Below are 21,492 nucleotides of genomic sequence, written 5' to 3'. Positions count from 1 at the left end.
GTGTTTCGAATCAGAACTGATAGCTGGCGGTGACGCTGACGTTGCGCGGCTCGCCATAGACGATAGAACCGTCGACATTGGTGTCGTAGGTTTTATCGAACAGGTTATTGAGGTTACCCTGCACAGAGAAGTTTTTCGTCACCTGATAGCGGGTGAATAAATCGACCTGGGCGTAGCTTCCCTGTTCCGCGCGGAATGTGCCATACGGCGTGACCGTATCGCTATAAACACGATTCTGCCAGTTAACCCCACCGCCCACGGTCAGTTCCGGCATGGCAGGCAGGCGATAACGGGTAAACAGTTTTACTGTGGTACGCGGTAGGTTCGGGTTTACCGCATTGCCTTCGTTGTCTTCAGCAACATAGCGTGTCGCGCCGAACGTCATCTGCCAGTTATCGGTGATCGCACCGTTAACTTCGAATTCGACCCCTTTGCTGACCGTTCCATCCATCGCTCTATAGGCCGTGTCGCCATTGCTACCGGCAATTGGTACGCCGGTTGATTGGCCCACGTTATCCTGTTCAATGCGGAAGACCGCGAGGGTGGTGGTTAAACGGCTGTTCATCCAGTCGGACTTCAGGCCAAGTTCATAGTTATTGCCGGTAATTGGGGAGAGATATTTACCGGAACTGTCGCGCTTGTTCTGCGGCTGAAAGATTGAGGTATAGCTGGCGTACGTAGACCAGTTATCGTCAATGTCATACACCAGGCCCGCATACGGCGTGGTATGGTTTTGTTCCATGCTGTAGGCGAGGGTGTCGATACGCCAGTTGGTATAACGCGCGCCGACAATCAAATGCAGTGGGTCGGCCAGCGAAATACGTGTTGCGGCGTAGAGCGATTTCATGTGCGTGGTATCGTCCTGGGCCAATGACTGCGGGTTCCAGTTGGTTTCCGGGAAGTTATCATCGAAGGTATAGAAACTGCCGATTTCGTTGGGGAATACGTTCGCCCACGCGCTTTCGTAACGGTTATTCTGTTTGCTGTAGCTGCCGCCCAGCATCAGATTATGCTGACGACCAAACAGGTCGTAACCGCCGTCGGCGAACAGATCGACGGCATCTACCTTACGCTTGCCGCTGTTCCAGCCGGTACCTCCGACGTAGTCATAGCCCGGACCATAGCTGCCATACGGGCCAATCAGCGTACCATCGGCTTTATTGACATAGGCATCGACGTACATCATTTTACTGTCAAACTTGACCTCGGAGTGGGTGGCATTCATGGTCGCCTGCCAGGTATCGGCAAAACGTTGCTTGATGGTGACAAACACTTTGTTGAAGTCTTTATCGTTGTACGCCCAGTCCGGCGCAGTGCTGCGCGAGCGGTCATAGCTGTTTTTACTGCCGTCGGTATTCCAGCGCGGCAATCCACCCCAGGTTGGACTGTTGATATCAATGCGCTGGTATTCATAACCCGCAGACAGGCTGGTGGTGTCGCCCAGATCGGCATCGACAATCCCGGAGAAGAACATTTTTTCGCTATTGTAGCGATCAAGCCAGGCGTCGTTATTCTGGTAGCCCGCCACGATGCGCCCGCGCACGTTGCCGTCTGCCGTGAGCGGGCTTTGAAGATCGGTCACATATCGTTGTTTATTCCAACTGCCATATTCCGCAGAAACATTACCGGTGAACTCGCGGCTGGTGGCATGCTTACGGATCATATTAATCGAGGCTGAGGGGTTACCCGTCCCGGTCATTAGCCCGTTTGCGCCACGGACCACTTCGATACGCTCAAAAAGGGCCGTGTCGGAAAGGGCATCACCGAGATTCCAGCGGGATTCAAAATAGGTCGGAATCCCATCGACCATATAGTTATCAATCTGAAATCCGCGAGAGTAATAGCTACTGCGATCTGAATCCGCCTGACTTTTGCTTATCCCCAACGTGTTGTCCATCACATCGCCCAGCGTTTGCAGTTGCTGATCTTCCATGCGCTGCTGACTGATAATGCTGACCGATTGCGGAATATCGCGCTGCGTCATCTGCATTTTGGTGCCAGCAGTCGTTGATTTAACGCTGTAATCCTGCTCCTCGCTGGATGTGGCTGGAGCAGAGCCCTCAACGATAACCGTCTCTTCAGCAGGGGCAGCGAGGCTTGTGGAAGGCAATAGTGCTAACGTGATGCAGGCTGCCAGTACAGAAGGGGCAAGCCCCGGTTGGCGTTGGTCATCCCCGTTGTGTGTTGTGAAAGACATCGAAAAGTCCTTGATAATTATTAATATTAAGTTCGAATCACTGAGGTTGCGATGAACTTTTTGGTTGTAAATTATTAAGCTCGCACGCGAATACAAATGCGAAATATACGCATTCACATTCAATGTGTAAACAGATGCTACGGCATAAGTGAAATGTTGTTTCAGTACTATGCTTAAGCAATAGCGACGGGAAATGGTTATAAGAACAGCAGTGGCAGGGCTTTTTGCTTAAAAAATCGAGGGTTAAAGTTGAAAGAGCGTGAGTAACTCGCTCATACTCTATACTCGCAGAGTGACCCGGCGTAGCATGGCATAACGCTTGGGCTGTTAATGAAAAAGGAAAACGTCGTGGCAGAAGAAACTATATTCAGCAAAATTATCCGTCGTGAAATTCCGTCAGATATCGTGTACCAGGATGAACTGGTCACTGCGTTTCGTGATATTTCCCCTCAGGCACCTACGCACATTCTGATCATTCCTAATGTCCTGATCCCGACCGTCAACGATGTGACGGCGGAACACGAGCAGGCGTTGGGTCGCATGATCACCGTAGCGGCGAAAATCGCCGAGCAGGAAGGCATTGCTGCGGATGGGTATCGTTTAATCATGAATACCAATCGTCACGGCGGTCAGGAGGTGTATCACATTCATATGCACCTGCTGGGTGGACGTGCGCTTGGTCCAATGCTTGCGCATAAAGGTCTGTAAGCATGACCAGAGGATGCATTGCACTTTCACTGAGCTTGCTGCTACTGGCTGGCTGTCGGGCACATCCTGAAATTCCGGTAAGTGATGAACAGTCGCTGGTGATGGAATCAACGATTCTGGCGTCGGGCATTACAGCAGAACAGCCGACGTTAACCACGTCTGATATTCAGGCCTCAGCATCCTCGCGACTTTATAACGAAAGACAAGAACCCGTTACCGTTCATTATCGGTTTTACTGGTATGACGCCAGAGGACTGGAAATGCATCCTCTGGAAGCGCCACGCAGCGTGACTATCCCGGCTCATTCGTCGGTGACGCTGTACGGCAGCGCCAATTTTTTGGGGGCGCACAAGGTTAGACTTTATCTTTATTTGTAAGGGGTGAATCTTGATGATCAAAATGAATCGCTACGCACTGATTGCCGCGCTGGCGATGTTTCTCTCTGGCTGTGTGGCGCAACGTGAGCCCGCACCAGTAGAGGAAGTAAAGCCAGTGCCGGAACAGCCCGCGCAGCCGCAACAACCGGTGCCGGTTGTACCAACGGTGCCAAGCATACCGCAGCAGCCGGGTCCGATTGAGCACGAGGACCAAACGGCGCAGCCGACGCCGCGTCAACGTCATTATGACTGGAACGGGGCTATGCAGCCGATGGTCGGTAAAATGCTGCAGGCTGACGGCGTCAAAGCGGGAGGCGTTCTGCTGGTTGATAGCGTGAATAACCGGACCAACGGCTCGTTGAATGCCGGTGAAGCCACCGAGACCTTGAGGAACGCGCTGGCGAATAACGGCAAGTTTACCCTGGTTTCCGCCCAGCAGTTGGCTCTCGCCAAACAGCAGTTAGGTCTGTCGCCGAACGACAGTCTGGGAACGCGCAGCAAAGCGATTGGTATCGCCCGTAACGTTGGCGCACAGTATGTGCTTTATTCCAGCGCCTCCGGCAACGTCAATTCGCCGGCCCTGCAAATGCAATTAATGCTGGTACAAACTGGCGAGATAATCTGGTCAGGTAAAGGTGCCGTACAGCAACAATAACCGGCTAACGCGCGACGAGGTGTTGTCGCGCTATTTCCCGCAGTATCATCCCGTCGTAGCCAACCAGAGCGGCCTGAGCGGCGGGAGCTGCATCATCGAACACGATACCCACCGCTTAGTGTTGCGCTGTCATCACGACCCTGACGCGCCGGAATCGCATTTCTTACGTCACTATCACGCGTTAAAGCATCTGCCTGAAAGCCTTGCGCCGCGCCCCCGCTTTTATATACGTGGGTGGATGGCGGTCGACTTTTTTCACGGTAAGGTAGAATCCAGATTGCCGGACGCCGACGAACTCGCTGGCTTATTGTATCATCTGCACCAACAACCCCAATTGGGCTGGCGAATCAGTCTGCTGCCGCTACTCGAACAGTACTGGCAGTGTGGCGATCCGGCGCGTCGTACGCCATGCTGGTTGCGAGCGTTGAAGCGACTCAGGAAAAGCGGTGAGCCTCGACCTTTGCGTCTGGGGCCTCTGCATATGGATGTCCACGGTGACAACATCGTACGTACAGCATCAGGACTGCGGCTGATTGACTGGGAATATGCCGGAGACGGTGATATCGCTCTGGAGCTGGCGGCGGTTTGGGTCAACGACGAATCTCAGCACCAACGGCTGGTGAGCGCCTACGCCCAACGAGCGTACATTGAACAAAACGCGCTGTGGCGGCAGGTCAGACGATGGCGGCCCTGGGTCATAATGCTGAAAGCGGGGTGGTTTGAGTATCGCTGGCGACAAACCGGCGATCGACAATTTATCAGGCTGGCCGATGAAACCTGGCGGCAGCTAATAATGAAAGGATAAGGAGAGCAGTGTGGGCCCAGTAATGTTGGATGTCGAAGGGTATGAGCTGGACGCTGAAGAGCGCGAGATTCTGGCGCATCCGCTGGTAGGTGGGTTGATCCTCTTTACCCGAAATTATCATGACCCGGAACAGTTGCGTGAATTAGTGCGCCAGATTCGCGAGGCATCACGCAATCATCTGGTGGTGGCGGTAGATCAGGAAGGCGGCAGGGTACAGCGTTTTCGCGAAGGATTTACGCGTCTGCCCGCGGCCCAATCCTTTGCTGCGCTGCACGGTCTGGAAGAAGGCGGCAATCTGGCTCAGGACGCCGGATGGCTAATGGCCAGCGAAATGATCGCAATGGATATAGATATCAGTTTTGCGCCGGTGCTGGATGTGGGGCATATCAGCGCGGCGATTGGCGAACGCTCTTACCATGCCGATCCGCGGAAAGCGCTGGCTATGGCGACTCGCTTCATTGACGGTATGCATGCTGCTGGCATGAAAACTACCGGTAAACATTTCCCCGGGCATGGGGCTGTGACGGCGGATTCGCATAAAGAAACCCCAACCGATCCACGTTCAGAAGCCGAAATTCGTGCAAAAGATATGTCCGTGTTCCAGACGTTGATTACGGAAAACAAACTCGATGCCATTATGCCTGCGCATGTCATCTACAGTGACGTGGACCCGCGTCCGGCGAGCGGTTCGCCACACTGGCTGAAAACGGTGCTGCGTCAGGAGCTTGGTTTCGATGGCGTCATTTTCTCCGATGATTTGTCGATGGAAGGGGCGGCGATTATGGGAAGCTATGCTGAGCGTGGTCAGGCATCGCTGGATGCGGGTTGCGATATGATCCTGGTCTGCAATAATCGTAAGGGAGCGGTCAGTGTGTTAGATAATCTGTCGCCGATCAATGCAGAACGTGTTACACGTTTGTATCATAAAGGTTCATTTTCACGTCAGGAACTGATGGACTCGGCACGCTGGAAGACGGTAAGCGCCCAGCTCAACCAGCTTCATGAGCGCTGGCAGGAAGAGAAAGCAGGTCATTAACGCAAGTTTGGCGAGGATGCGATGATTATCTATTTACACGGTTTTGACTCTAACAGCCCGGGCAACCACGAAAAGGTGTTGCAGCTGCAGTTCATCGACCCGGATGTCAGGCTGATTAGCTACAGTACGCGGCATCCTAAACATGACATGCAGCATCTACTGAAAGAAGTGGACAAAATGCTGCAGCTTAATGTGGACGACCGTCCGCTGATTTGTGGCGTGGGGCTCGGGGGATATTGGGCTGAACGGATTGGTTTCCTGTGTGATATTCGTCAGGTAGTGTTTAATCCCAACCTGTTCCCGTATGAGAACATGGAGGGAAAAATCGACAGGCCTGAAGAGTATGCCGATATCGCGACAAAATGCGTGACCAATTTCCGCGAAAAGAATCGCGATCGCTGCCTGGTGATCCTGTCACGTCATGATGAAGCGCTCAATAGTCAGCGTTCGTCAGAAGAGCTGCATCATTTTTACGAGATAGTCTGGGACGAAGAGCAGACGCACAAGTTTAAGAATATCTCCCCGCATTTGCAGCGCATCAAAGCGTTCAAGACGTTAGGTTAATCCTCAATGAACGTGTAAAAAACCAGCCTTCGGGCTGGTTTTTTTGTTCTTAAAGTTTGTGTTGTCTATCTTTTCAGCATCAAAACTTGATACACATCAATTTTGGTATGACCAATGCACCGTTCGTGTTATTCTCACTCTCGAAGAACATTTTCATTATCGTAACTTGTTGTTAATTAAAGGCTATGCCTATAACTTTTAATTAACAATTGGTTAATAAATTTAAGGGGGTCACGTTGACTACACCATTAAAAAGAATCGTGATTGTCGGCGGCGGTGCTGGCGGACTGGAAATGGCGACGCAGCTGGGTAAAAAGCTGGGGCGCAAGAAAAAGGCCAAAATCACGCTGGTGGACAGAAACCACAGCCATTTATGGAAACCGTTACTGCATGAAGTCGCGACGGGTTCCCTGGACGAAGGCGTGGATGCGCTGAGCTATCTGGCGCATGCCCGTAACCACGGTTTCCAGTTTCAGTTGGGTTCGGTGGTGGATATCGATCGCGAAGCGAAAACCATTACTCTTGCCGAGCTGCGCGATGAGAAGGGCGAGCTGCTGGTTCCTGAGCGCAAAGTCCCGTATGACACGCTGGTGATGGCGTTGGGTAGTACCTCCAACGATTTCAATACGCCGGGCGTCAAAGAAAACTGCATTTTCCTGGATAACCCGCATCAGGCGCGTCGTTTCCACCAGGAGATGCTGAATCTGTTCCTGAAGTATTCCGCGAATCTGGGCGCTAATGGCAAAGTAAATATCGCCATTGTCGGCGGCGGTGCGACGGGGGTTGAACTCTCAGCCGAGCTGCACAATGCGGTAAAACAGCTGCACAGCTATGGTTACAAAGGGCTGACCAACGAAGCGCTGAACGTTACGCTGGTAGAAGCCGGTGAGCGTATTCTGCCTGCGTTGCCGCCGCGTATTTCCAGTGCTGCGCATAATGAGTTAACCAAACTGGGCGTACGCGTACTGACCCAGACGATGGTAACCAGCGCTGATGAAGGCGGACTGCATACCAAGGATGGCGAGTACATTGAAGCCGATCTGATGGTGTGGGCTGCGGGGATCAAAGCGCCAGACTTTATGAAAGACATTGGCGGTCTGGAAACCAACCGTATCAACCAACTGGTGGTTGAGCCGACTCTGCGGACCACGCGCGATCCAGACGTGTACGCGATTGGCGACTGCGCTTCCTGCGCTCGCCCGGAAGGTGGTTTTGTGCCGCCGCGCGCTCAGGCTGCGCACCAGATGGCAAGCTGCGCAATGAACAACATTTTGGCGCAGATGAACGGCAAGCCGCTGAAAGCGTATCAGTACAAAGACCACGGCTCTCTGGTTTCACTTTCTAACTTCTCTACCGTGGGTAGCCTGATGGGCAACTTGACCCGTGGTTCGATGATGGTAGAAGGGCGTATTGCGCGCTTTGTGTACATCTCACTGTACCGCATGCACCAGATTGCTCTGCACGGTTACTTTAAAACCGGTCTGATGATGCTGGTTGGCAGCATTAACCGGGTGATCCGCCCGCGTCTGAAACTGCATTAATACGGCTTATGGCGTCGGATGTTTGTACTTATCCGGCGCCTTCCTTCAGAGTTCTCCGAATCATCCTGCCTTCGCTCCTCCTCGTGCTATTTTCATCCGTAATCTGATTGGCATTCCTTACCTTCTGTTGCAAAGTTGTTGCTAATAGCAAAAAAGGAGGAAGTCCCGTGAATAAATCTATGTTGGCGGGTATAGGGATTGGCGTAGCTGCTGCGCTGGGTGTTGCAGCGGTGGCCAGTCTTAACGTTTTTGAGCGTGGCCCACAGTATGCACAAGTTGTCTCTGCAACACCGATTAAAGAGTCGGTAAAAACACCGCGCCAGGAATGTCGGAACGTGACGGTCACGCACCGTAAGCCGGTACAAGATGAAAACCGTATCGCGGGATCCGTGCTGGGTGCGGTTGCTGGTGGCGTTATCGGCCATCAGTTTGGCGGCGGACGCGGTAAAGATATTGCTACCGTGGCCGGTGCTTTAGGCGGCGGCTATGCAGGTAACCAGATCCAGGGTTCGATGCAGGAAAATGATACTTACACTACCACGCAGCAGCGTTGTAAAACGGTGTATGACAAATCTGAAAAAATGCTGGGCTACGACGTGACGTACAAAATTGGCGATCAGCAGGGGAAAATCCGTATGGATAAGGACCCCGGCGCGCAAATTCCGTTGGATAACAACGGACAGTTGGTACTGAATAACAAAGCGTAAAATAGCATTATCCTGAACATTAGCCCCCCATTCGCTCAGGCTGGGGGGCTTTTTTTATCAGAAGGTTAAGGCGTAGTTCAGACCAAACGTGCGGCCCCGGCCTTTGTATTCATACAGTGACGGGCTACCGTAGGTTGGGCTGTACAGCAGTGGCGCACGTTGTCCCCACAGCGTGGTGTATTCTTCATTCAGCAGGTTTTCTACGCTAAAGGTCAGTTTACCCAACGGGAGCTGATAGCTGCCGATAAAGTCCATCGTGTTATAGCCGTCCAGCTTATTGCCGCTGGCGTCCGTCAGATCAAATGTTTGCTGGCTCTGTACGCGCAATGTCCACGGTTCAGGTGCCCAGCCGACCCACGCGGTGGCTTTGGACGGGGAAGCCAGGGTGACATCCCATTTCTGCCACTTACCGTTTTGCTTCACTTCCGATTTAATGACGTTGAAGTTGCCGCCCAGACTCCAGTCCGTATCCGCAATGAAATAATCCACCGCACCTTCAAGGCCATAAATACGGCGATCGTCGGGCTGGACGTTAATGGTCATATAGCTGCGGTTGATAACGATCGATTTATCCGAAGTAGAGTAGTAAGCGGCCAACTGCGTGCGCAGACTGTCGCCAGTGTAGCGCCATCCCAGTTCGTAGGAGTTAACTTTAATCCCCTCCAGGCGTGAATCCGCCACGTTGACGCTGCGCTGGAGCTGGTAATGATCGCCAACCAGGGAATAGGTGCCGTTACCGTAATATTTCCCCGGGTCCGGAAGCTCCACGCCCTGAGAGAAGTTAAACCATGTCTGCTGACGGTCGGTCAGGTGGGCGAGAATACCGGCGTTAAACAGGAAATTATCGTAATCGGTTTTACCGCCAGGAATGGTATCGGCGGAGTTTGCCAGACCGGTGGCAATTCCCTGTTGTTGAGCATAGCCCACGAAATCATCCACCCTGTTTTCGGTCCATTGATAGCGCACACCGCCGCTGAGGGTAAAGATGTCGTTAATGTCATAGCTGTTCTGCAGGAAAGGCGCGAAGTTGGTGATGCTGTAACCGGGGTAACGCCCGGTGGTATAAGCGGTTCGGTTGTCCATACCGCCGGAGGGCAGGGACCAGGCCAGATCGAACAATTTCTGATTGGAATCAAAGGTTTCGTGATCGGCATCGACACCCCACGTCAGCTCCCAGTTGTCCATCAGCTGGCTGTTGAGGGTGATTTTGGCACCAAACTGGTCTGTGTCCTGCTGCGATGCGGAGAAACTGGTGACCTTACCTTTGCTCAGCGTAGGGAAGGGGTAGAATTTCAGCGATTCGTCACGGTAATAGATTTGGCTGACCAGGTTCTGGCCGAAGAAATCCGCGTCTGAATACTGCAGGCTGATCAGATGACGCTCGGTGCCGGGAATACGATCGGAATTCAGTCCGCTGCTGGTATAAGCCTTACCGTTTCCCGTCACGGCGGACATGTTCTCGCCAAGATCCAGTCCGTAATCGTCATCCCCCTGGCTCTTATAATACTGCGTAACCAGTTGTAACTGACGGTTGTCGTCAAGCTCAATCGTTCCGTTGCCCATCACATCCAGACGATCGGAGTGCTGCAGACCGGTTTGGGTGTTATCCAGCAGCAGGGCATCGTGATTGCCGTCATACCAGCCGCCAAACCGTTGATACGCGACGGACATGCGCCCGGAAGCGCGATCGGTTCCTCCGCTCACCGCCGCGGCAACGCGTTCATCATGATCGTTACTGTTATTGAAGCCACTTTTACTCCCCAGTTCGAGTTCTACTTCACGCTCCGGCTGGCCTTTTTTGGTGACAATGTTGATTAACCCACCGGTACTGCCGCCGCCATACAGTGAGGTTGCACCTGAGATGACTTCAATGTGTGCGATGTTAAACGGATCAATAGAATCAAGTTGACGACTGTCAGTACGCGAGGAGTTCAGACGGACACCGTCTATCAGTACTACGATGGCACGACCGCGCATATTCATGCCGTAGTTTGTGCGCCCCTGGCTGCTGACATCGATTCCTGGGATTAACTGAGCAAGAACATCTTTGAACTCTTTCCCCCCCTGAACCTGCTGTTCAATCTCGCTTCCTTCAATAACCCAGGTCGTTTGCGCCATTTCTGCCACGGTGCGTTGACTACGGTTGGCACTGACGATGAGGTTATCTTCCTCAGCCGCGATGGCTGGGAGAGTTAAAGACAACAAGAGAGGATTGAGCACCCAGAGACGCTTATGCATTTGTATTCCTTTTAAAAAGAGTCGATCTGTTTTTGTTATGGCGGTAGAGAAACCGATGGTTACATTGTGAAACAGGTGTTAAAACAAATGCGAATATTGCTGATAATAATTGTTGTTATCAATACATTTTACAAAAAATGATCGGATAAGATGATGAAAAAACTGAATAATGTAGGGGTAATCCGCGGAAATCTAACCGGGGGCTTAATCAGCTCCCGGTGGTGTCAGTACTGCGGGGAAATAGCGGGAAAGGGTTAAACTTTGATAAGTTCAGGCCACAGTCGCAGAGTCGTGTGTGCGATCTGCATCAGTTTTTCAAACGTTGCGCCTTCACGGGCGCTGATCGACATACCCTGTAAAATACAGTTCAGGTATTCGGCCAGTTTTTGCACGTCGCAATGGGCCGGAATTTCGCCTCGTTGCTGGCGCTGGTGAAGGAATTGGGTAAGCGTCTGTTCCTGCATGGCATGGCGGGATTTCACCGTGTGCGCAATATCCCGGGAAGAGGCCGCCAGTGTCGCAGATGTGTTAATCATGAAACATCCCGCCGGGGTGTCTTTACTGGTAAAGCAGGTCGCTATTGCGGTGAAATAGTCTTCCAGCGCGCACTCAAGACTTTTTTCTTCACAAAATAACTGGGCTTCATGTTTCGCCGCGAAGCGAGTGATGTAGCGGTCCAGTACGGCACGAAACAACCCCTCTTTATTGGTGAACTCCGCATACAGCGTGGGCGCTTTTGCGCCGGTTGCTTCTACCAGATCGGCGAGCGATGTCGCTTCATACCCGTGCTGCCAGAAGAGTGTCATGGCCTTATCAAGCGCGGCTTCCCTGTCGAACACTTTTGGTCGGCCACGGCTTTTTTTAGCACAACCTGTCATTTCAGTTGTCATGGCGCCGATGTACCTTTGTTGGGTTTATTGAATAACCATTATAAAAATATTCGACTGCACACTCCAGCGGATTAGCGATAAAAATAATTTAACACTATTGATATGAAAAATAAGGTCTTTGTATTTTATATAACGATCATTACAAAAAAATGTTGACGTGTGACCTGGATCACATCTATGATTTACCTATCGATCGTTAAGTTAATCTTTGCGACACACATTCATCTGCAAAAGGTCACTATCATGAAAAACGTAAAAACTCTGTTTGTTGCTGCTGTTCTTAGCTCACTCTCATTTGCAAGCTTTGCTGCCGTTGAAGTTCAGGCTACACCTGCGGGCCAACAGAAAGTCGGTACTATTTCTGCGAATGCGGGGACTAACTTAGGTTCTCTGGAAGATCAACTGGCGCAGAAAGCGGATGAGATGGGGGCGAAGTCTTTCCGTATTACTTCTGTTACCGGTCCTAACACCCTCCACGGGACTGCAGTTATCTACAAATAAGATTTAACCCATCGCAATGCCACTGCGAGTTAAATAAAAAACCCCCGCGGAATAAAATCCAGCGGGGGTTTTTTATGCGCTGAGTTTACAGCGGTTGTTGAGCAACGTCGTGATGACGGGTGACATCGACCGGCATGCCTGAGCGAATCTCCATCGCATGTTCCATGACGGCAGAGTCCGTTTGCGCCGCATTCTTAAACGTCTGCATGGATGCGTTCAGCACGATCGGCAGCAATTGCGGGTCGTCATTGATTTTTTCGGACAACGGCTGGTGTACTTCAACCAGGCGCACGCCGTTAGGTTCAACAGATGCTTTGATTGGCGTATTGATAATATTGACCTTGGTTCCTGGCTTCACCTGACGGAACAGAGTTTCGATATCACCGTCGCGTAGACGAATACAGCCGGAACTGACGCGCATTCCGATGCCAAAGTCAGCATTAGTTCCGTGCAGCAGATACACGCCGCCGTATGCCGCTAAGCGAATGGCATGATGGCCCATCGGGTTATCCGGCCCGGCAGGCACCACGGCAGGAAGGTCGATCCCGTTCGCTTTGTATCGCGCGCGGATATTTGCCGTAGGCGTCCAGGTCGGGTTGGCACGTTTATCAGAGATGGTGGTTACCATTGTGGGCGTCAGCGTGTCACCGCCTAACTGGCCAATACCAATAGGATACACGGTCACCGAATTTGTCCCCGGCTGGTAATAATAAAGACGCAGTTCGGCGAGGTTGATAACAATGCCTTCGCGTGGCGCATCCGGCAGCAGGGTTTGCAACGGAATAGTCAGCACGCTGCCAGGTCGTGGTACGTAAGGGTCAACGCCGGGGTTGGCCTGTAGCAGCGCCAGAAAGCCGACATTGTATTTTTTCGCAATCGCTTCCAGAGAACCGCCATTGTCTTCGACAACGTGAACGGCATTCTGACCCACCACGCGGCTTCCCGGTGGCGGCAGCGGCCAGGTATTTGCTTGGGCCGGAAGTGCTAACGCGAAGGTCGCGGCAAGCGTAAAAAATGCTAACCAGCGAGAGAGTCGTTTATTGTTTAACATCACCATAAATCCATTGTTTTTACGTGGTTTTTATTATGTAAAAGTAAACAAGAATTATGGCGGTTTGCAGTGTCGGGAAGTGCAGGGAAGTGCAAAGAGTTTGTAAATTCATCAGGCCGGGTGAGCGGAGGGCTCACCCGGCTTGACGCTAGGCTACGGCGTTTTCTTCAAGCTGGCGCATAAACTGGCGAACCCAGTCGATCCGTGCTTTACGCTCGCCCAACTCCTGCATGAATTTCAGGCGTGTTGGACCATCCAGACGGAAGTGTTGCGGTTGTTTTTGCAGTAAACCAATTAGCCAGACCGGGTTAACGTGGTTTTTCTCGGCAAACTCAATAGTACCGCCTTTTTCATTGCCTTCGAGCTTTCTGATCCCCAGTTTCTGCGCCTGCTGGCGTAAACGGGCAATATCCAGCAACGTCCGGGCCGGGTCGGGCAGCAGGCCAAAACGGTCTATCAGCTCGACCTTAATTTCTTCCAGCTCGGTTTCGCCTTTCGCACTGGCAATGCGCTTGTAGAACGACAGTCGCGTGTTGACATCCGGGATATAGTTATCCGGCAGAAGCGATGGCATGCGCAGTTCGACTTCGGTTTGCTGGCTGGTGAGATCTTCCAGCGACGGTTCACGCCCTTCTTTGAGCGCATCGACAGCGTTTTCCAGCAGCTCCATATACAGTGAGAAGCCGATGCTTTCCATGGAGCCACTTTGATCTTCGCCCAGCAGTTCCCCAGCGCCACGAATTTCGAGGTCGTGGGTTGCCAGCGCAAAACCTGCACCTAAATCTTCCAGCGAGGCGATGGCTTCCAGGCGTTTTTGTGCGTCGGTGGTCATCGCTTTTGGATGCGGCGTTAGCAGCCAGGCGTATGCCTGATGGTGTGAGCGTCCCACACGACCCCGTAGCTGATGCAATTGCGCTAAACCGAAGTGGTCAGCTCGTTCAATGATGATAGTGTTGGCAGTGGGAATGTCGATCCCGGTTTCGATAATGGTGGTACACACCAGCACGTTAAAACGCTGATGGTGGAAATCGTTCATCACGCGTTCCAGTTCGCGCTCGCGCATTTGCCCGTGGCCGATACCAATGCGCGCTTCCGGCACCAGTTCCGCTAATCTGTCAGCGGTTTTCTGGATATTTTCGACGTCGTTAAAGAGATAATAAACTTGTCCTCCGCGCATAACTTCACGCAGGATAGCCTCGCGTACCACCAGGTTGTCATATTCGCGCACGAAGGTTTTGACCGCCAGACGACGAGCGGGCGGTGTGGCGATGATCGACAGATCGCGCATGCCGCTCATCGCCATGTTGAGCGTGCGTGGAATTGGCGTTGCCGTCAGAGTCAGAATATCTACATCCGCGCGCATTGCCTTGATACGCTCTTTGTGGCGAACGCCGAAACGGTGCTCTTCATCGACAATTAGCAGCCCCAGATCTTTTAGCTTCACATCCGCTTGCAGCAGTTTGTGAGTGCCGATGAGAATATCGATTTTACCTTCGGCAACCTGCTCCAGAATCTGCGCTTGCTCTTTGGCGCTACGGAAACGGGACAGCATCTCAATGCGTACCGGCCAGTTGGCAAAGCGGTCGCGGAAGTTGTCGAAGTGCTGCTGAGCGAGCAGAGTGGTCGGTACCAACACGGCAACCTGCTTGTGATTCTCTACGGCGAGGAAGGCGGCACGCATTGCGACTTCGGTTTTACCAAAGCCGACATCGCCACACACCAGGCGGTCCATGGCCAGCGGTTGACACATATCGCTGAGTACCGCGTTGATCGCCTGCGCCTGGTCCGGCGTGGTTTCAAACGGGAAGCTGTCGCAAAACAACTGGTACTGTTCACGGTCATGCTTAAAGGCAAAGCCTTCTTTCGCTGCGCGCTGGGCATAAATATCCAGCAGCTCAGCCGCGACATCGCGGACTTTCTCAGCGGCTTTCTGTCGGGCGCGTGACCAGGCATCGCCGCCCAGTTTATGCAGCGGCGCATTCTCTTCCGCGCCGCCGGCGTAGCGGCTGATCAGATGCAGCGACGACACCGGCACATACAGTTTGGCGTCGTTGGCATAGGTGAGCATCAGGTATTCACCGGTGATGCCGCCCGCTTCCAGCGTGGTCATACCGGCATAGCGACCCACGCCGTGCTCCAGATGCACAACTGGCTGACCGGGATGCAGCTCCGCGAGGTTACGAATTAACGTGTCCGGGTTGATGGTGCGACGAGAATCCTGGCGGCGACGCGCCACACGTTCACCGAGCAGATCGCTTTCACAAATCAACGCCAGATTGCGTTTGCTATCGATGAAGCCGTGCTCGGCTGAGCCAATCATCAGATAACGACCGTTGTCTACGGCTTCGTCGAGTCGCAATATCCGCTTCGGCGCGACTTTGATGCGGGCGAGCAGTTCGCCTAGCGCTTCCCGGCGTCCTTCACTTTCCACCGAGAAAATTACCGGACCGGTAAAGCCTTCAAGGAATTTACGTAATGCATCTAACGGCGCTTTTTGCTGTGCCTGAACGGCGATATCTGGCAGCTTCTGGAACCCGAGGTTGGTATTCGCCGCTTTCTTCGGCAGACTCTCGGTTTTCAGCTGAACACGCGGCCAGCGTTTAAGTTCAGAAAACAGCTCATCAACCCGCAGCCACAGCGATTCCGGTGGCAGAAGCGGGCGCATCGGATCAACGCCGCGATTCTCAAAGCGTGACAGGGTATCGGCCTGGAAGCGTGCAGCGCTGGTCTCGATATCGCCGGTATTTACCAACAACGTATTGGCGGGGAAGTAACTGAACAGCGGCGGCAGCGGCTCGCTGAAAAACAGCGGTTGCCAGTATTCAATCCCCGTAGGTAATGTGCCTTTGCTGACCTGTTGATAAATATGCTCGGCGTCGCGTTTTACCTCAAACGTATCACGCCACTGACTACGGAACAGCTCGATGGCCGTTTTGTCAGTCGGGAATTCGTGCGCGGGTAGCAAATTAATGGCATCGACTTCTTCCAGCGTGCGCTGAGTGTCAGTATCAAACAGACGCAGGCTGTCGATTTCGTCATCAAAGAAATCCAGACGATAAGGCAATTCGCTGCCCATCGGGAACAGATCTAACAATGCGCCACGCGTGGCGTATTCGCCGTGTTCCATGACCTGATCAACATGGCGATAGCCAGCACTGTCCAGTTGTTCGCGCAGGGCGTCGCGCGAAAGCCGCTGGCCTTTTTTCATGACCAGCGCATGACCGTGCAGATAGCTGTGCGGACAGACACGCTGCATCAGCGTATTTACCGGAACGATCAGCACGCCGCGCTGCATGGCGGGCAGTTGATACAGCGTGGAGAGCCGTGAGGAGATAATCTCCTGATGGGGAGAAAAGCTGTCATAGGGAAGCGTTTCCCAGTCGGGCAGGTTCATCACCATCTGGTCAGTAAACTGACGAATTTCATCATGCAGACGCAAAGCATTTTGCATGTCCGGCGCGATCAGCACCACTGGACCCGCGTGACGTTCGGCGATTTCGGCGACCAGCGTTGCGCAGGCGGCACCCGTAAGCTCACCCAACTGGCGCTGATCGGAAGCGCCAGTTGGGAGCGTGTAACGATGTTGTTCAGGCATTCGGTTGTCAGGATCTCGTTTAGATATACATCTGATAAGCAATGTTCTTTATTATCCGTGATCGTTTCTCATAAGCAAATTGATTCGCCCCCGAATGGGGGCAAAAAGCGCGTAGGGGTTAGCGCGAGGCGAGCGATAAAGAGGGCGGGGAAAAGAGCAGATCGGCCACGGTTTTTTGTGAAATCTTACGCACCAGCAGGCCAAACAGGGTGCACAGCAGCAGACAGGCGAACGGATACACCAGTAGCAGGGCCAGCTCCGCGTATGCAGGCCAGGTGGCATGATTGATTTTGGGGATAAGCGTTAAGCTGAACAGCTCAACCAGAATACGGTGAGTGGTGTAGATGGCGATGGTATTGGCGCCAATCACGCTTAACGGACTGGACGCGCGCATGCCAAAGTGGAGCTCGAACTGATAAAACAGCTTCATGATCAGCACAATGGAAAGGAGAGAAAGCAATAGCGAGACATTTGCCAGCCACGCGATGATGGCGACGATTGTGCAACCCAAAACAATGACCGCATGGCGGCGCAGGGGCACCTCCTTGATCCACGCCATCAACATTGCGCCAAACCATGCGCCGAGGCTATACCAGGGCAAATTGCGAATCACGCTGTTCATTCCCCACCACGGGGTCGGGAAAAAATTGATCGCCACGCTCAGCGCCACAAATAACGCTAACAGCGGCATCGCCCAACGGCTGAAAATTTTACACAGAACAAAATAGACAATCAGTGCGTACAGATACCACAGGCTGGTACTGGCGGTCAGCATCCCGTGGGTAAAACCCGCAATCGAATCCGCATAAGCGGCGTTGGCGGCATGGGTCAGATCGCGCTGCGGGGCGAGCCAGTTATTGAGCGCCACCAACGCCAGCCATTGCACCACTCCCCAAAGCACCAGCACCCAGGCGATACTCCAGATCCGTTTATCCACGCAGGTTGTCCACGGGACGTTATCGATGTAGCGGCGGATCAGATACCCCGAAATAAAGAAAAACACCGGCATGCGAAACGGTGCCAGGTACAAATTGAGGTAAATCCAGCATTTGCTCAGCACCTCTGACAGTGGATGCTGAAAAGTGGTGAGGTGCGGGTAAAATGTGATCACCGAGTGGTAAATCACCACCAGGCAAATGCATAACCCCTTGATTTGATTAATCCATAGTTCTTTTTTATTCATTGAGACGGCGCATCCATATTGATTGCAATAGCCTGCCATCCTGCGCAACCCGCTGTGCGCTGTAATGCGTAACTGTCTGCATTTTGTTTTTTTAGGATAAAGGTCAGGGATCAGGGTTGTAGGGGAGAGGGACAACTTTAGCGGTTTGATTTATTTATACTTTTAAGAATAGTGCTGACGAACACTTACGGTTCAGTCATTTACCCATTCCGCTTTCGCTTATATACTCGTGACTTTGCTAACAGCAACCAGACGGATTTCATGTACCAACCTGTCGCTCTATTCATCGGCCTGCGTTATATGCGTGGGCGTGCAGCAGATCGCTTCGGTCGCTTCGTTTCCTGGCTCTCCACCATTGGCATTACTCTCGGGGTAATGGCGCTGGTTACGGTGTTGTCGGTGATGAACGGTTTCGAGCGCGAGCTGCAAAACAATATTCTTGGCCTGATGCCTCAGGCCGTCCTCTCGTCTGAACAGGGTTCTCTAAACCCGCAACAGCTACCGGAAAAAGCGGTGGTGTTGAACGGCGTCAACCGCGTTGCACCGATAACCACGGGGGATGTGGTACTGCAAAGTGCGCGTAGCGTGGCAGTCGGCGTGATGCTGGGTATCGACCCGGCGCAAAAAGATCCATTAACGCCATATCTGGTCAATGTGAAGCAAACAGATCTGCAGCCGGGTAAGTATAATGTCATCCTCGGAGAGCAGCTTGCCGGGCAACTGGGTGTTAATCGTGGCGATCAAATTCGCGTGATGGTGTCCTCAGCCAGCCAGTTTACCCCGATGGGACGTCTGCCGAGCCAGCGTCTGTTTACGGTAATTGGCACCTTCGCCGCCAACAGCGAAGTCGACGGCTACCAGATGCTGACCAACATCCAGGATGCGTCACGTTTGATGCGTTACCCGGTGGGCAATATTACCGGCTGGCGTCTGTGGCTCAACGAACCGTTAAAGGTTGATACGCTGAGCCAGCAAACGCTGCCGCAAGGTACCAAATGGCAGGACTGGCGCGAGCGCAAAGGGGAATTGTTCCAGGCCGTGCGTATGGAGAAAAACATGATGGGGCTGCTGCTTAGCCTGATCGTGGCGGTGGCGGCATTTAATATTATTACCTCGCTGGGTCTGATGGTAATGGAGAAGCAAGGGGAAGTGGCGATTCTACAAACGCAGGGGCTGACGCCGCGGCAGATAATGATGGTGTTTATGGTGCAGGGGGCCAGTGCCGGGATTATCGGCGCGCTGCTGGGCGCGGTGCTGGGCGCATTACTCGCCAGTCAACTGAACAACCTGATGCCAATTATCGGCGTGCTTCTGGATGGGGCTGCGCTGCCGGTCGCCATTGAGCCGCTGCAGGTTATCGTCATTGCGCTGGTGGCGATGGCCATCGCGCTGCTGTCTACGCTTTATCCTTCCTGGCGCGCTGCCGCCACTCAACCCGCTGAGGCTTTACGTTATGAATAAGATCCTGTTGCAATGCGACAACCTGTGCAAACGCTATCAGGAAGGCACAGTGCAGACCGATGTACTGCACGATGTCAGTTTTTGCGTCGGTGAAGGTGAGATGATGGCGATTGTCGGCAGCTCCGGTTCCGGTAAGAGTACGTTGCTGCATCTGTTAGGCGGGCTGGATACGCCAACTTCCGGCGATGTCATTTTTAGCGGTCAGCCGATGAGCAAACTCTCGTCGGCGGCGAAAGCGGAACTGCGCAATCAGAAGCTGGGCTTCATTTATCAGTTCCACCATCTGCTGCCGGACTTTACCGCGCTGGAAAACGTGGCGATGCCGTTGCTGATCGGCAAGAAAAAACCGGCTGAAATCACCGAGCGCGCACGGGATATGCTGAAAGCAGTAGGGCTGGACCATCGTGCCAGCCATCGTCCGTCTGAACTTTCAGGCGGTGAACGCCAGCGCGTGGCCATCGCTCGTGCGCTGGTGAATAACCCGCGTCTGGTACTGGCGGATGAGCCAACGGGTAACCTTGATGCGCGTAACGCGGACAGCATTTTCGAGCTTCTGGGTGAGCTGAACCGCTCTCAGGGCACGGCATTTTTGGTGGTGACACACGATCTGCAACTGGCGAAGCGCATGAGCCGCCAGCTTGAAATGCGCGATGGTCGCCTGACGGCTGAACTGAGCCTGATGGGAGCTGAGTAATGGCTTCGCCTTTATCGTTATTGATTGGTTTGCGTTTTAGCCGTGGTCGGCGGCGCGGCGGCATGGTCTCGCTGATTTCCGTGATTTCCACCGTTGGCATTGCGTTGGGCGTCGCGGTGTTGATCGTCGGCTTAAGCGCCATGAACGGATTTGAGCGTGAGCTGAACAACCGTATTCTGGCCGTGGTGCCGCACGGTGAGATTGAAGCCGTGAATCAGCCGTGGAACAACTGGCAGGAAGCGCTCGACAAGGTACAGAAGGTACCAGGCATTGCTGCTGCGGCGCCTTATATTAACTTTACCGGGCTGGTGGAGAGTGGGGCGAACCTACGCGCAGTGCAGGTGAAGGGCGTTGATCCGCAGCAGGAGCAGCGTTTAAGCGCGCTACCCTCGTTTGTGCAAAACCACGCATGGGATAATTTCAAAGCGGGTGAGCAACAAATCATTATTGGTAAGGGAATTGCCGATGCGCTGAAGGTGAAGCAGGGCGACTGGGTATCGATTATGATCCCTAACGCCAGTGCGGATCATAAGTTACAGCAGCCTAAACGCGTGCGTTTGCACGTCACGGGGATCCTGCAACTGAGCGGTCAGCTCGATCACAGCTTTGCCATGATCCCAATGGAAGATGCGCAGCAATACCTGGATATGGGATCCAGCGTTTCCGGGATCGCGCTGAAAGTGAACGACGTGTTTAACGCCAATAAGCTGGTGCGAGACGCGGGTGAAGTCACCAATAACTATGTGTACATTAAGAGCTGGATCGGTACATACGGCTATATGTATCGCGATATCCAGATGATCCGCGCCATTATGTATCTGGCGATGGTGCTGGTGATTGGCGTGGCCTGTTTTAATATCGTTTCCACGTTAGTGATGGCGGTAAAAGACAAGAGCGGCGATATTGCGGTATTAAGAACCCTGGGGGCTAAAGATGGCCTTATCCGTGCCATTTTTGTCTGGTACGGCCTGCTGGCGGGTCTGTTCGGTAGCCTGATAGGCGTCGTCATTGGGGTGGTTGTCTCGCTGCAACTGACGCCGATCATTAACGGTATTGAGGCGCTTATCGGCCATCAGTTCCTGTCCGGCGATATCTATTTCATTGACTTCCTGCCATCGGAATTACACTGGCTGGATGTGATTTACGTGCTGGTGACAGCACTCGTGCTGAGTCTTTTGGCAAGTTGGTATCCGGCGCGTCGCGCCAGCAATATTGATCCTGCGAGAGTACTTAGCGGCCAATAACAATATATACACGAAAGCATTCATGCGGCGGTAAGGCGGCAAACC

At 53.0% G+C, this 21,492-nt stretch carries 18 protein-coding genes; 12 read left to right on the top strand and 6 right to left on the bottom strand.

Annotation, left to right across the window (positions count from 1 at the left end):
- Positions 1 to 10 precede the first annotated feature (10 nt).
- Entirely contained in the window at positions 11 to 2,197 is a 2,187-nt protein-coding gene (gene fhuE / locus HV334_RS14780; RefSeq protein WP_181220551.1) for a ferric-rhodotorulic acid/ferric-coprogen receptor FhuE, read from the bottom strand.
- Positions 2,198 to 2,545: 348 nt separating this feature from the next.
- Between fhuE and hinT the strand changes: the two genes are divergently transcribed.
- The 8 genes from hinT (at position 2,546) to HV334_RS14740 (ending at position 8,590) form a co-directional block, all read left to right on the top strand.
- Positions 2,546 to 2,905 (top strand): purine nucleoside phosphoramidase, encoded by a 360-nt coding sequence (hinT, locus tag HV334_RS14775; RefSeq protein WP_016156204.1) that lies wholly within the window; start codon positions 2,546 to 2,548, stop codon positions 2,903 to 2,905.
- Between the two features lie 2 nt (positions 2,906 to 2,907).
- Entirely contained in the window at positions 2,908 to 3,282 is a 375-nt protein-coding gene (locus HV334_RS14770; RefSeq protein ID WP_019076489.1) for a YcfL family protein, read from the top strand.
- A gap of 13 nt (positions 3,283 to 3,295) precedes the next feature.
- Complete coding sequence (lpoB, locus tag HV334_RS14765; protein WP_181220550.1) at positions 3,296 to 3,937, top strand: penicillin-binding protein activator LpoB; 642 nt, start codon at positions 3,296 to 3,298, stop codon at positions 3,935 to 3,937.
- On the top strand, positions 3,918 to 4,742 hold the full coding sequence (gene thiK, locus HV334_RS14760) for a thiamine kinase (protein WP_047501963.1): 825 nt from the start codon (positions 3,918 to 3,920) through the stop codon (positions 4,740 to 4,742). The genes lpoB and thiK overlap by 20 nt, the downstream gene beginning before the upstream one ends.
- A 10-nt stretch (positions 4,743 to 4,752) precedes the next feature.
- Positions 4,753 to 5,778, top strand: coding sequence for a beta-N-acetylhexosaminidase (gene nagZ / locus HV334_RS14755; RefSeq protein WP_047501964.1), 1,026 nt, complete (start codon positions 4,753 to 4,755; stop codon positions 5,776 to 5,778).
- Positions 5,779 to 5,799: 21 nt separating this feature from the next.
- On the top strand, positions 5,800 to 6,342 hold the full coding sequence (ycfP, locus tag HV334_RS14750) for an alpha/beta hydrolase YcfP (RefSeq protein ID WP_003030817.1): 543 nt from the start codon (positions 5,800 to 5,802) through the stop codon (positions 6,340 to 6,342).
- Between the two features lie 236 nt (positions 6,343 to 6,578).
- Complete coding sequence (gene ndh, locus HV334_RS14745) at positions 6,579 to 7,883, top strand: NADH-quinone dehydrogenase (protein ID WP_181220549.1); 1,305 nt, start codon at positions 6,579 to 6,581, stop codon at positions 7,881 to 7,883.
- A 167-nt stretch (positions 7,884 to 8,050) separates the two neighbouring features.
- A complete protein-coding gene (locus tag HV334_RS14740; RefSeq protein WP_003030814.1) occupies positions 8,051 to 8,590 on the top strand; it encodes a glycine zipper 2TM domain-containing protein in 540 nt (179 codons plus the stop codon).
- Positions 8,591 to 8,647: 57 nt separating this feature from the next.
- On the opposite strand, the gene HV334_RS14735 is transcribed toward HV334_RS14740, so the two are convergent.
- Entirely contained in the window at positions 8,648 to 10,828 is a 2,181-nt protein-coding gene (locus HV334_RS14735) for a TonB-dependent siderophore receptor (protein WP_181220548.1), read from the bottom strand.
- Positions 10,829 to 11,082: 254 nt separating this feature from the next.
- Positions 11,083 to 11,718, bottom strand: coding sequence for a TetR family copper-responsive transcriptional repressor ComR (gene comR / locus HV334_RS14730; protein WP_016156207.1), 636 nt, complete (start codon positions 11,716 to 11,718; stop codon positions 11,083 to 11,085).
- 243 nt (positions 11,719 to 11,961) lie between these two features.
- Between comR and bhsA the strand changes: the two genes are divergently transcribed.
- Positions 11,962 to 12,219, top strand: coding sequence for a multiple stress resistance protein BhsA (gene bhsA / locus HV334_RS14725; protein WP_029139491.1), 258 nt, complete (start codon positions 11,962 to 11,964; stop codon positions 12,217 to 12,219).
- An 85-nt stretch (positions 12,220 to 12,304) separates the two neighbouring features.
- On the opposite strand, the gene HV334_RS14720 is transcribed toward bhsA, so the two are convergent.
- The 3 genes from HV334_RS14720 to HV334_RS14710 all read right to left on the bottom strand — a co-directional run bounded on the left by HV334_RS14720 (position 12,305) and on the right by HV334_RS14710 (position 18,048).
- The gene (locus HV334_RS14720; RefSeq protein WP_016156209.1) at positions 12,305 to 13,270 is read right to left on the bottom strand and encodes a L,D-transpeptidase family protein; all 966 of its coding nucleotides are present in this window, start codon (positions 13,268 to 13,270) and stop codon (positions 12,305 to 12,307) included.
- Positions 13,271 to 13,418: 148 nt separating this feature from the next.
- Positions 13,419 to 16,865, bottom strand: a complete 3,447-nt coding sequence (gene mfd / locus HV334_RS14715) for a transcription-repair coupling factor (protein ID WP_016152681.1) — start codon at positions 16,863 to 16,865, stop codon at positions 13,419 to 13,421.
- Positions 16,866 to 16,983: 118 nt separating this feature from the next.
- Positions 16,984 to 18,048 (bottom strand): acyltransferase family protein, encoded by a 1,065-nt coding sequence (locus HV334_RS14710; protein ID WP_181220547.1) that lies wholly within the window; start codon positions 18,046 to 18,048, stop codon positions 16,984 to 16,986.
- A gap of 261 nt (positions 18,049 to 18,309) precedes the next feature.
- On the opposite strand from HV334_RS14710, the gene lolC reads away from it, so the two are divergent.
- From lolC to lolE, 3 genes are read left to right on the top strand one after another with little or no spacing between them, the layout of a single operon-like run.
- Positions 18,310 to 19,509: a lipoprotein-releasing ABC transporter permease subunit LolC gene (gene lolC / locus HV334_RS14705; protein WP_181220546.1), complete on the top strand. Its 1,200-nt coding sequence runs from the start codon at positions 18,310 to 18,312 to the stop codon at positions 19,507 to 19,509.
- Positions 19,502 to 20,203 carry a lipoprotein-releasing ABC transporter ATP-binding protein LolD gene (gene lolD, locus HV334_RS14700; protein ID WP_003832278.1) on the top strand — a complete coding sequence of 234 codons (702 nt, stop codon included), beginning with the start codon at positions 19,502 to 19,504 and terminating at the stop codon, positions 20,201 to 20,203. Before lolC ends, lolD begins: the two co-directional genes overlap by 8 nt.
- On the top strand, positions 20,203 to 21,447 hold the full coding sequence (gene lolE / locus HV334_RS14695) for a lipoprotein-releasing ABC transporter permease subunit LolE (protein WP_016152683.1): 1,245 nt from the start codon (positions 20,203 to 20,205) through the stop codon (positions 21,445 to 21,447). Before lolD ends, lolE begins: the two co-directional genes overlap by 1 nt.
- The last annotated feature ends 45 nt before the right edge of the window (positions 21,448 to 21,492 follow it).

The sequence above is a fragment of the Citrobacter sp. RHBSTW-00944 genome, from assembly GCF_013615435.1.
Lineage (GTDB): Bacteria > Pseudomonadota > Gammaproteobacteria > Enterobacterales > Enterobacteriaceae > Citrobacter > Citrobacter braakii.
Note: the sequence above shows the minus strand (reverse complement) of the source record. Positions and strands in the feature narration are given on the sequence as shown.